Annotated in this window: 12 protein-coding genes; 4 read left to right on the top strand and 8 right to left on the bottom strand. The window is 32.2% G+C overall.

Features of this window, described 5'->3' with window-relative positions; genetic code table 11:
• From U0D62_RS01365 to rsfS, 3 genes are all read right to left on the bottom strand, one after another.
• Nucleotides 1-612 (bottom strand): LUD domain-containing protein, encoded by a 612-nt coding sequence (locus U0D62_RS01365; protein WP_322193406.1) that lies wholly within the window; start codon nucleotides 610-612, stop codon nucleotides 1-3.
• Between the two features lie 117 nt (nucleotides 613-729).
• Nucleotides 730-2,679, bottom strand: a complete 1,950-nt coding sequence (gene ftsH, locus U0D62_RS01360; RefSeq protein ID WP_322193405.1) for an ATP-dependent zinc metalloprotease FtsH — start codon at nucleotides 2,677-2,679, stop codon at nucleotides 730-732.
• Between the two features lie 18 nt (nucleotides 2,680-2,697).
• On the bottom strand, nucleotides 2,698-3,069 hold the full coding sequence (rsfS, locus tag U0D62_RS01355) for a ribosome silencing factor (RefSeq protein ID WP_322193404.1): 372 nt from the start codon (nucleotides 3,067-3,069) through the stop codon (nucleotides 2,698-2,700).
• 91 nt (nucleotides 3,070-3,160) lie between these two features.
• On the opposite strand from rsfS, the gene U0D62_RS01350 reads away from it, so the two are divergent.
• Nucleotides 3,161-3,892: a biotin--[acetyl-CoA-carboxylase] ligase gene (locus U0D62_RS01350; protein ID WP_322193403.1), complete on the top strand. Its 732-nt coding sequence runs from the start codon at nucleotides 3,161-3,163 to the stop codon at nucleotides 3,890-3,892.
• Here the strand turns inward: U0D62_RS01350 and U0D62_RS01345 are convergent, their stop codons facing one another.
• Complete coding sequence (locus U0D62_RS01345; RefSeq protein WP_322193402.1) at nucleotides 3,893-4,285, bottom strand: SRPBCC family protein; 393 nt, start codon at nucleotides 4,283-4,285, stop codon at nucleotides 3,893-3,895.
• Between the two features lie 14 nt (nucleotides 4,286-4,299).
• Complete coding sequence (gene pyrE, locus U0D62_RS01340) at nucleotides 4,300-4,941, bottom strand: orotate phosphoribosyltransferase (protein ID WP_322193401.1); 642 nt, start codon at nucleotides 4,939-4,941, stop codon at nucleotides 4,300-4,302.
• A gap of 8 nt (nucleotides 4,942-4,949) precedes the next feature.
• On the opposite strand from pyrE, the gene U0D62_RS01335 reads away from it, so the two are divergent.
• Entirely contained in the window at nucleotides 4,950-5,558 is a 609-nt protein-coding gene (locus U0D62_RS01335) for an NUDIX hydrolase (RefSeq protein ID WP_322193399.1), read from the top strand.
• A 67-nt stretch (nucleotides 5,559-5,625) separates the two neighbouring features.
• Nucleotides 5,626-6,864 carry a glycoside hydrolase family 18 protein gene (locus U0D62_RS01330; protein ID WP_322193398.1) on the top strand — a complete coding sequence of 413 codons (1,239 nt, stop codon included), beginning with the start codon at nucleotides 5,626-5,628 and terminating at the stop codon, nucleotides 6,862-6,864.
• Between the two features lie 4 nt (nucleotides 6,865-6,868).
• On the opposite strand, the gene U0D62_RS01325 is transcribed toward U0D62_RS01330, so the two are convergent.
• Nucleotides 6,869-8,614 (bottom strand): M14 family metallopeptidase, encoded by a 1,746-nt coding sequence (locus tag U0D62_RS01325; RefSeq protein WP_322193397.1) that lies wholly within the window; start codon nucleotides 8,612-8,614, stop codon nucleotides 6,869-6,871.
• Nucleotides 8,615-8,767: 153 nt separating this feature from the next.
• Here U0D62_RS01325 and U0D62_RS01320 point away from each other — a divergent pair, with 153 nt between their 5' ends.
• A complete protein-coding gene (locus U0D62_RS01320; protein ID WP_322193396.1) occupies nucleotides 8,768-10,612 on the top strand; it encodes a SulP family inorganic anion transporter in 1,845 nt (614 codons plus the stop codon).
• Between the two features lie 616 nt (nucleotides 10,613-11,228).
• Here the strand turns inward: U0D62_RS01320 and U0D62_RS01315 are convergent.
• Nucleotides 11,229-11,687, bottom strand: coding sequence for a GyrI-like domain-containing protein (locus U0D62_RS01315; RefSeq protein ID WP_322193395.1), 459 nt, complete (start codon nucleotides 11,685-11,687; stop codon nucleotides 11,229-11,231).
• 138 nt (nucleotides 11,688-11,825) lie between these two features.
• On the bottom strand, nucleotides 11,826-12,164 hold the full coding sequence (locus U0D62_RS01310; RefSeq protein WP_322193394.1) for a hypothetical protein: 339 nt from the start codon (nucleotides 12,162-12,164) through the stop codon (nucleotides 11,826-11,828).
• Between the last annotated feature and the right edge of the window lie 23 nt (nucleotides 12,165-12,187).

Here is a 12,187-nt window from a genome sequence, read left to right as displayed (position 1 = left end):
TTATAAATCTTCCAGCAGCAGCAAATATAGATTTTTTGAGCTACTTCCATAGCTTAAGAAGTCTTTTTCTTTTTGCGGTTCGAAGTTTTTAATTGTGGTAATATTTGAAGGGATTGAGTTTTTGTTTTTTTCCTTAATTCCTTTTAAACCTTCTCCAATACTTTTAACCAGTTGACTGGTAGCAGCTAATATTATAAAACTATCTGGTAATTCGGTTAATTTTTTTTCTCTTAGTTGGTTTGAAGAGATAAGAATGGATCCGCTATCCGCTATCAAATATTCACAAGTAGCAAAAAAGAATGATGCAGGAGTTTTTTTTGTAAAATTGAGATTATAGCCTGAGAATTTATGTTCTAAGCCTATTTCAAAACAACACACATCTTTTTCATACCAATCATTTTCTAATAGTATTTTGTCAAAAGAGTCTTGAACTTCGGCATCATTATCACAGTACAAAAATTTACCACCATTTCTTTTGAAATTAATCATGAAACTTTCGTCTATCGGGAGATTAATTTCTGGCATGTACTTACTGCGATCTTCTACGTGACGTTCCTTACTCTTTTGGTCTGATTTAGATTTTGAGGAAAATAATCTTCTAAATAGACTCATTTTATAGATTTGGATCCAGGTTACAATTTTACATTACTACCAAAGATAAAAAAAATCTTAACCTAATTTTCTCTTAGGCTAAGATTTTTCATTTTACTAGTAAAATTTATTGAGCGTTTATGATGGCTCAACTATAGTTTCTTCGGGTTTACCAAAAGGTCTTTCTCCAAATATTATCTCGAGATTGTCCTTAAAAATAACTTCTTTTTCTAACAAAACCTCTGCAAGCTGAGTAAGCTTGTCTTTATGCTTCTCTAAAAGATCAATAGCACGTTTATATTGGGTTTCAATAATATTAGAAATTTCTTTGTCGATTAATTCGCTGGTTTGCTCACTGTATGGTTTGGTGAAATTGTATTCACTTTGTCCAGAAGAATCATAATATGTTAGATTACCAACTTTATCATTTAATCCATATACGGTTACCATAGCTCTAGCTTGTTTAGTAACTTTTTCCAGGTCACTAAGTGCTCCTGTAGATATTTCATTAAATATTACTTTTTCTGCAGCACGCCCACCAAGAGCAGCACACATTTCATCAAGCATCTGATTAGGTCTAACAATTAGTCTTTCTTCTGGTAAATACCAGGCAGCACCTAAAGATTGTCCTCTAGGAACAATGGTTACTTTAACCAAAGGAGCTGCATGTTCCAGCATCCAGCTAACCGTTGCGTGTCCAGCTTCGTGAAATGCAATTGCACGTTTTTCATCTGGAGTAATGATTTTATTCTTTTTCTCTAATCCACCAACAATCCTGTCGACAGCATCTAGAAAATCTTGTTTACCAACTGCTTTATTTCCTTTTCTGGCAGCTATTAAAGCGGCTTCATTACATACATTAGCAATATCAGCTCCTGAGAATCCAGGAGTTTGTTTTGCCATAAAATCTGTATCAAGTTCGTTTTCAACCTTTTTAAGAGGTTTTAAATGAACATCAAAAATTTCTTTACGTTCTCTGATATCTGGTAGATCTACATAAATCTGACGATCAAAACGCCCTGCTCTCATTAATGCTTTATCTAACACATCAGCTCTGTTGGTTGCAGCAATGACAATTACATTTGTATTAGTGCCAAAACCATCCATTTCTGTTAAAAGTTGATTTAAAGTATTTTCTCTTTCATCATTAGATCCTGAGAAATTGCTTTTACCTCTTGCTCTACCAATAGCATCAATCTCATCAATAAATATGATTGCAGGAGATTTTTCTTTGGCTTGTTTGAATAGGTCACGAACTCTAGAAGCTCCAACACCTACAAACATTTCAACAAAATCAGATCCTGATAGTGAGAAAAAAGGCACTTTAGCTTCACCAGCAACAGCTTTTGCTAGTAATGTCTTACCAGTACCTGGAGGTCCTACTAATAATGCTCCCTTAGGTATTTTACCACCAAGAGAAGTATATTTTTCTGGATTTTTTAAGAAGTCTACAATCTCTTGAACTTCTTCTTTTGCTCCTTCAAGTCCTGCTACATTTTCAAAAGATACTTTTACTTCTGTATTTTGATCAAATAGTTTTGCTTTGGATTTACCTATGTTAAATATTTGTCCTCCGGCACCGCCTCCGGCACCACCACTCATACGTCGCATAATAAATATCCATACCCCGATAATCAATGCAAATGGTAATAGAGTGATAAAGATTTCACCCCATACATTACTTTCAGTGTCATAAATTACTTGGGTTCCTAAGCCATTATCTTCTTTAACCTTGGCGATTTGATTTTCAAAATTTTGTAAATCTCCAAACTCAAATTGATAATCAGGTTCATTAGGTCCTGCTGGTAATATTGATTTACCTTTCTTTTTCTGGTGTTTTTCAAGACTTTTAGCTTCGGCAGTTAAAAAGACTTTGGCTTCTCGTTTGTTTAGTATTACTACTTTATCTACTTCACCATTACTTAAAAAGCTTTGAAAATCAGAAGGAGTTGTTTTTGGAGCTGAGCCCCATCCGCTTCCTCCCATGAAGTTCAATACTAGAAAACCAACAATAATAATCGCATAAATCCAATATGCATTAAATTTTGGTTTTTTATTTGGTTCTATTTTTTTATTGTCTTTAGCCATTTAGCGATTGTCTTAAACTTAATAATTTGTTTGAATAATCGTAGTTTTTGCATCTCCCCACAAACCTTCTATATCATAGAATTCTCGTATGTGTTTTTGGAAAACATGAACCACTACGTTTACATAATCTATTAATACCCACTCTGCATTTTCGCTACCTTCAACATGCCATGGTTTATCCTTAAGTTCTTTGCTTACTGTTTTCTGGATGGAATTTACGATTGCATTTACCTGAGTATTAGAAGTTCCATTACAAATAACAAAGTAACTACATACAGTGTTTTCGATTTCTCGTAAATCCAATATATTGATGTCATTACCTTTTACTTCTTCAATACCTCTAATAATTTGAGTTATTAATTGATCAGCACTAATTTCTTTTTTAGTCATGCATTTTTTTAATTTGTGTAAAGTTATTACTTTTTATCTTTTTAATGTCCGTATTAAAGGACATTTGTGAAACTTTTACACCTTGAATTACATGCATATAATCAAAGTTGATGCCATTGACTCTACAAATATTTTTCTGAGAGAACTTCATCGTCAAAAAAACCTTTTAGAACCAGTTTGTGTAACAGCCCAAGAGCAATTAGCTGGAAAAGGGCAAATGGGTACGGTCTGGCAAAGTAATCCAGGAGAAAACCTGACTTGTAGTGTGTTTATGCCTGTTGATGGTGTTAAGTTATCTGATCAATTCTATATTTCTATGACTACTTCTTTAGCTATTTATGATGCATTGCAAAGTTTGTTAGTACCAAAATTATCTATAAAATGGCCTAACGACATTCTGTCAGATAAATTAAAGATATGTGGTATCTTGATTGAAAATGTGGTTAAAAATGGCAGATTGACTGGTATAATAATAGGAGCAGGAATTAATATTAACCAATTACATTTTGATAATCTCCCACAAGCTGGGTCATTAAAACAGATTCTAGGTAAGAGTTTTAATATTGAAGAGGTATTACATCTTATCTTAGAAAATTTAAAAATTAGATTTGAACGATTACAAATGTCGAATTTTGAGAATCTAAAAAAAGAGTATGAAGGACTTCTTTTTAGAAAAAATAAACCCTCTACATTTATAGATGTAAAGGGTGATTCTTTTGTTGGAATTATTCAAGCTGTAACGATCGAAGGAAAGTTGCAGATCCTTTTAGAGGATGAAATCATCCAAGATTTTGATCTTAAAGAAATAAAACTATTGTACTAGTTATATTTTTGAAATATTTTCACTTAAAGTATTGATGAAATTCTGAATAGGATTTTTAATCATCATTGCCATCATTGCATTAAATTTTCCGTCAAAAGTAAGTTTTGTTGTACTTTTTCCATCACCTAAATCAACAATATCTGCAATTAATGTAAATGGTAATTTATCACTAGCAGCACCTAATACCACTTGACTATTAGCAGTACTATCCTTTTGTTCCAAAACAATTTCTGGCATTCCTTTTAATTGAAAAAGAAACCGTGAGTCGTTTATTTTTTCAAAATTTTGTTTGCTTTCAGGCATTAATTCTTCAAAATTTTCAACTTTAGTTAAAAATTGAAATACTTCTTCAGGCGTTTTTTCTACGGTAACTGTAGGGCTTTCTAAATTCATAGCAGTTTTAAAAATTATTGATTCCACTCAGCGGGATTAATTCTCCAGCTTTGTAGTGTTTCTTGTTGATCTTCTGTGATATAGCTTGTGTCCAAAGCTTGTTCCAGAAGGTTTTCGTAATTACTTAGAGTATGCAAAGATAATGCCGCTTCTTCAAAGTTTTTTGAAGCAATATCAAAACCATAATTAAAGATAGCTACCATTCCTTTTACATTTGCATTGGCTTCTTTTAAAGCTTTTACCGCATTTAAACTACTTTTTCCAGTACTGATTAAATCTTCTACTACCACAACATTTTTACCAGCAGGTACAATCCCTTCAATCTGGTTTTTTCTACCGTGTTTTTTTGCCTCTGGACGAACATAGATAAAAGGAAGGTTTAATTGTTCAGCAACAAGCATTCCTATTCCAATTGCTCCAGTAGCAACACCTGCGATGACATCAGGTTTTCCGTATTTTTCTACAATGAAGTTGGCAAGGTTTTCTCGTAAGTAATTTCGTATCACCGGATAAGAAAGGGTGATGCGATTATCACAATAGATTGGAGATTTCCAGCCAGAAGCCCAAGTAAAAGGTTCTTGTGGTTGTAATTTAATTGCGTTAATTTGCAATAATAATTCAGCGGTTTTTTTTGCCGTATTTTTGTCAAAAATCATAGTTGCAAATGTATAAAGTTTTTGTGAATAATACGCCTATTATTCTTTCTACAAAAAAGACCATCAATGGTTATAAAACTTTACCTGTTAAAGAGGTCGATTTTCCTGAAATTATTAGAGATATCCTTAGTAAAGAAACTTCAGGAGAAGAAGCTAAATATCATTTCTATCATAAAAACGAAGATAAACTGATGGAGCATTTATATACTAAACTTCCTGTGGTATTAGCTGGAGGTGGCAAAGTGTACAATGCTAATAAAGAAATTTTATTTATTCATCGCAATGGGAAGTGGGATCTGCCAAAAGGAAAAGCAGAAAAAAAAGAGGATATGGAAACAGCAGCTTTGCGCGAAGTAGAAGAAGAAACAGGTGTAAACGGGCTGGAGATAACAAAGTTTTTATATAAATCTTTTCATGTTTTTAAAAGAAGTGGCGAGTTTAGATTAAAAGTGACATACTGGTTCGAGATGAAAACAGATTTTAATGGAAAATTAGTTCCTCAAAAAGAAGAAGGTATAATGAAGGTGAAATGGAAAGGTAAAAGGAAAGCTAAAAAAGCCTTGCAAGATTCCTATGCTAATATCCGACAATTGTTTTCTCTAGATTATCTGGCATAGTTTATAATGATTTAGCCAAGACAAGAATTTCTAAGACTTGTTAATACTCTTTTAAAACCTAATAACTATGAGGATTAAATTGCTCGTGATTTCTTTTTTAATTATCACAATATATTCCTGTACCAACAAGAAAAAAAATATAAGTAAAACAGAGATTGATACTGAGGATTCGATTTCTAATTATATAGGGCCTGGATTTTTACATCATCAACAATTTTCTAACAAGAATTTTACTAGTGAAAAACAATGGGATAGTTTAAATAAAATAATCCTAAATTCTAAATCTGCATCTAAGTATAGAGTTCATAATGATTTTAAAACTTTTGGATGGCATTTATATTCAAAAGGTTCTGCGTATAAAAGTTATAATTTTTCATTGTTATGGGGAGTTTCTTATTTTTCATATATAGTCAATCCTCAAACGGGGAGTTATAAAGATATTCATCAGTGGAAAACTACAGCCCTAGTCGATAGTGCCAAAGTAAATAATTGCAAAGTATTTCTTAGTGTATCTAATTTTGGAGCAAAAGACAATGAAGTTTTGCTAAATAATCCCAAGGCTCGAAAAACATTAATAGATAGTTTAAGTTCTTTAATTAAGTATAGAGAAGCAGATGGCGTTAACATTGATTTTGAAGGGGTTTCTTCTAAAACAAGAAAAGTATTTAATGATTTTGTAATCGAATTATCCAAAGAGTTAAAAACCCAGAACTCTGATTATATGATATCCATTGCATTGTATGCTGTGGATTATCATAAGATTTTTGATATAAAATTAATAGATCCATATATTGATTTTTATACATTGATGGGATATGATTATTATGGAGGATTTAGTAAACATGCTGGGCCAGTATCTCCATTGATAAGTAGTGAGAAATGGGGCTCAAAAAGTGTCGAAGCTTCGGTGGATTATTATATAAATAAAGGTGTTACTAAAAAAAAATTGATTGTTGGTTTTCCTTATTATGGAGCCAAATGGCAGACTCAAAATAATAATGTACCTGGAAAAGTCAAAAAGTTTATTGATCACAATTTATATAATACTATAAAGGAGCAGATCAGTACAAAAAAATATAAAGTACATTATGATACTGCTAGTTATAGTAGTTATTTGATCGACAATCAAAATAAAGAGATAAGACAATTATGGTTTGATGATAGTCTTTCCTTATCCTATAAATACGATTGGATTAAGAATAAAAAAATAGCTGGAGTAGGCGTATGGGCACTGGGATATGACCATGGATATCCTGAATTATGGGAACTTTTGGCCAATAAATTTGGCCAAAAGGACAGCTTGTGATGGTTTATTTCAGAATTCGATATACTGGGTATCTTAGATGTGCCTTTTCATAATTATCAGATTGCTTATGAAGCCAATCAAGCTGTGCATACCAGTTTTTAGAAAAAGCTGTATCTTTTTTCTTTTCCTCAAACCTAAGTTTTAACTCATTGTTATTTTGTAATAACTCTAAAGCTTTATCTTCCCATACGTATGGAGAGAATCCTTCTTTTTGTTGTAGTATAGTATCAAAAAAGTTCCAGTTAAAGAAAGAATCGGGAGCTTCTGGTTCTAAGGTTTCTATTAGATACCTAAAACCTTTTTGATTTGTGGGGATGAGAATATCTCCTTTTTTAAAAGATAAATGCTCATTATTTTTATTTACAGATGTTCCATAATGCAAATAATGCCCTTCAAAAGGAGACTTACGGCTTTTATAATCTTTGATGTGATATGCTTCAACCGCAATAGTTGTATCCTTTTTTAAAACCTGAAATTCTATTTGATTCAATTGTAGTGGATCGAGGATACTCCACCATCCTTGAGGGATTACATATGCTTCTGGAATTACAATTTCTGTAGTAGGAATGAAATAGTTTTTATAAGAAACCTCTCTGGTATACGGTTTATTTTGATCGTATTTTAACCGCTTTACTCCAGTAATTTCGCTATCTATAAATTCACCTTCATACCCTTTAAATTGAAATTTAGTTACTTGGGAGGTATCTGTTTTCCATTGTACAGGATATGTATTTTGTTTTGGGAAATCTATAAATGCGTTTTCACGTAGCGCCCTGATTTTATCACCATCTTTTTCAGTAATATCAATCATAGATCGCATTAATTCATAAGTTCCTTCAACTCTGGGTTTATAAGGTTTTAGCATATGCGTTTCGACCATCATTCCAAGAGTATTCCATAATGTAGTATATCCTGTAGAATATCTGGGAGAATCCATAAACTGCCCCCATCCCTTATCTGGAGTTGTTCCCCAAACATTTACATAGGGTGTAATATCCCAGTTTTTTTCTTTTAAAGAGGTTTCTAATTGAGGATGCATTTCAGTATGTAAGTAGTTACCCAGTTTATTGCCAAGTTTGTTATGTTGAGTAAATAAATGAGTTAAAGTATATTGATAATCAGCTCCATTACTTACGTGATTATCGATAAATACATCGGGTTGTACAAGATGAAAAATAGTAGCAAAAGCTTGAGCATTCTTAGTATCGTTTTTGATAAAGTCGCGGTTAAGATCATAGTTACGGGCATTTCCTCTAAAACCATAGGCTTTTGGTCCGTTTTGATTTGTTCTGGTAGTAGAATTTCGATTTAATGCGCCTCCAATATTATATACAGGTATAGCTGCTAAAACAGTGTTTTCTGGAGCTTTAATTGTACCTTGAACAATATCTCTAAAGAGTAACATGGTAGCATCAATACCATCACTTTCTCCCGGATGAATACCATTATTGATAAGAAGTATACGTTTTGTCTTTTTAATCTTTTCAAAATCAAAAACTTGATCAGGGTTTAGTGTGACTAGGTGTAAAGGGTTGCCACTATCTGTCATACCTATTTCTCTAATATCAATTTGAGGATAGGTATTTGCCAGATTATGATAATAGTCAATTACTTCTGGATAGGTTGGAGTTTCTGTTCCATTGCTTTTTTCAAAAGTAGTGGTAAAATCTATGTTTTCTGATGTTTGTTTTTTTGATGTGTTACAGGATATTAGAAAAAGAAAGCTAACGAGAAGTAGAGTTTTTTGCATGGTTGATTTGTTTGAGAGGTTAAATATAATGAGATTTCAAGATTTAAAACCTGCTATAAGGTTTTAGTTAACTTTTGAAAAAAGAATAGAATAATATTTTGCTTGTCAGGCCATAAAATAACTGTATTTTTGCAGCCTCAAAATACGCTGATTATGACTGAGTTTGTAAGAAAAAGAGTGGCAAATGCCAAAAATGATATTTTATCTGGGTTAACTGTAGCATTGGCTTTGGTTCCTGAGGCTGTTGCATTTGCATTTGTAGCAGGAGTAGACCCTTTAGTTGGGTTGTATGCTGCTTTTATGATTGGTTTCATAACTTCAATTTTTGGAGGACGTCCTGGTATGATCTCTGGAGCGACTGGAGCATTAGCTGTTGTAATGGTAAGTTTAGTAGCAGAAGGTAATGCAATGGGAGCACCGGGAGAAGAATTAGGATTATATTATTTATTTGCAACCGTAATCTTGATGGGTATTATCCAGATGCTTGCCGGAGTATTTAAACTTGGTAAATTCGTGAGATTGATACCACATCCTGTAATGATGGGATTTGTAAATGGTCTGGCAATTGTGATTTTTCTTTCACAATTAGGAATGTTTAAAGAAGGAGATAAAGACCTTTTTGGGAATGATAAATATGTAACAGAATCGGTCGAAAAGAAGTATGAGGTTAGAGATAATAGCGTATATGACTTAGTAACAAATCAAGCTGTATTTACCTTTGATAGCAACCGAATTGAAGATATCCAATCCAAAGAAGGGAAATATCTTATTCATGATGGACAGGTGTTTGATTTAAGCACAAAAGAAGTTGTGTTTAATTATGAAGACAATACGGTTTTTAGTATTAAGAAAAAAGGTAAGGCCAAGAAATGGATACCTACAAACAATTTATTGTTAATGCTAGGGTTGGTATTGCTAACGATGTTGATAATGTGGGGACTCCCAAAGATCAAAGCAACTTCTAAATTTCCAGAAGCATTAATAGGGATCATTGTAGTTTCTGCTATTGTAATTTTAGGAAAACTAGATGTAGCTACTGTAGGTAGTTTTATTAGAGACGGAGGAGGAGAAGGTCTTAAAGGAAGTTTGCCACAATTTCAGTTTGATATTTTTAATAAAATACCAATGACTTGGGAAACATTTAGATTCATAGGGCCATATGCAATTATTCTGGCAGCTATAGGGTTGATAGAATCATTAATGACACTTAATCTTATTGATGAATTAACAGAGACCAGAGGAAACTCTAATAGAGAATGTTTAGCTCAAGGAGGCGCTAATATTGTGACCGGGCTTTTTGGAGGAATGGGTGGTTGTGCTATGATTGGTCAATCTATTATTAATATTAAAGGAGGTGGTCGTACTCGATTATCAGGAATAGTTGCTGCTGTTACCCTATTATTATTTATACTATTTGCTTCTGGATTGATAGAGCAAGTTCCTATTGCAGCCTTGGTTGGAGTAATGTTTATGGTAGTGATCGGTACTTTTGCCTGGTCGAGTTTTAGAATACTTAATAAAATACCATTGCCAGATGCTATTGTATTAATAGCGGTTTCTTCGCTTACTGTATTTTTTGATCTTGCTGTAGCTGTGATTGCAGGGGTAATCATGTCGGCATTAGTATTCGCTTGGGAGAATGCAAAACGTATTCGAGCAAGAAAACATATTCGTGAAGATGGAACTAAAGTATATGAAATATGGGGGCCTCTTTTCTTCGGAAGTATACAAGCATTTAATAATAAATTTGATATAGCTAATGATCCGGAGCGAGTGGAAATTGATTTTATCGAATCTCGTGTAAGTGACCACTCGGCCTTAGAAGCAATCTTTAATTTGGTAGGGAAATACGAAGAAGCTGGAAAAAAAGTAAAAGTAAAACACCTAAGCGAAGAGTGCCAGGTATTAATGATTAAAGCTTCACCAAGACTTGCAAGTGTTATTGAACATGATATTGATGATCCAAGATATCATGTAATGGCTAAAGCTTTAAAATAAAACAATATTTAAAATTATTATATAGAAAAAGGATGCTGTAAAGCATCCTTTTTTTGATTACGAAAAATGTTAATTCGATAAATCAGGAGTTAAATATGATTATAAGATCTTTTACTGGGATAATGGGGTTGTTAAACATATTTATGGGGGTATAACTTGTTTAAAAAACCTTAGACATTAAAATCGATTAAACTCTTTTCTTAATAATTATATACTGTTTTTTTAACCCTGTAATACTTTTTTTATTTTAAGTTTTTTGGGGAATTTTCGCCAAAAATACACAAAAAAAATTAATTTCTGGTTTTGCCTTAAATTATTTACTTACTAATCTTAGTTGTCTGAATTTTAAATCTATAAAGAGTGTGTTGTGAGAGGAAAAAGAATCTTAATTTTTTATAGAGATTTTGTGATTTTGCTCTGGAATTTTATGATTTGTTATTGCAAAAATAGTATCAACATAAGCCATTGATGTTTTGGAAGAAACATTAAGGTAATATAAACTTTTAAATCCCGAAATTATGAACAACCGTAACCTATTTAACGATGATATCATCTTTATTATAAAAATAAAATCTGACCTAATATTTGCAATCGATCAGGTTTTTGTTGACTTATTTTACTCAAGAGCTATAAAAATATCAACTTCGGCATTCTGAGGATTTTGAGCTTTCATACCATAAACCTCAAAATCTGTAGTATAAGATCTGTTTAAGTCGCTTTGCCAGATTTTTAACCACTCTTCATAAATAGCACCTTTTGTAACATCTCCTTTGGCCGTAAATTGAGAATAATTACCTTTTTGTACAGTGGTACTGGTCATTCCTTCTGGAATAGTATCCAGATGCTCTACCTTGCATCCTATGATTAAAGTGTAATCTTGAGTATAATCACTTTCATAATCAGTATAAATGGCATATATGGTATTGTCTAATTTATGAGGGATTTTATTGATAATACCTTCATTCATAAAAGTAGCCCATAATTGCTCAATATCTTTTGATGTATTCTGGTTGTGATTATTGGTACGTACAGAAATGCCAATAACTGGAAAAGATTCAAATTTTTTGTTTGTCATTTTTTTTGTTTTAGGTAAATGTTAAAACAAAAATAGATGCCGATGATGACAAAGGTATGTCAGTAGGAATTCAAACTTCTAACTTAAAGAGAAATAATGAGGATTAACGAGTGTCACGAGCAATTAATAATTGCACTTTTAAGGCAATAAAGTGACTAGAATAGCAGCTTCTTTTGTGGTAGCTTTCTTAACATCGTTATTATCTGTTAATTTTGTAGTAATAACTGGTTTAGACTGAAAACCATTTTTTTCTAATAATAAGTTGTAAAAATCTCCTTTTGTATTTACAGAAACCCCTTTTCTGTTATTTTTTATTTTAATGTCAAAATTATTCTTTTCTATAAGCGCTTGAAAAAAATCAGTTTTTGAAGCTTCTATATTTATAGTATTAGTTTCAGAGTTTTGGCTAGCAAGTTCTTGACCATTAATATTAGAAAAAGAAAATAAAACAATTAAAGTAAAAAAGATAGTTTTCATAGTTCGGGGCTTTATGAAGTAAT

The organism is Aquimarina callyspongiae, from assembly GCF_034322225.1.
Classification (GTDB): domain Bacteria; phylum Bacteroidota; class Bacteroidia; order Flavobacteriales; family Flavobacteriaceae; genus Aquimarina.
The sequence above is the reverse complement of the archived record's forward strand: the minus strand, read 5'-3'. Positions and strand labels throughout refer to the sequence as shown.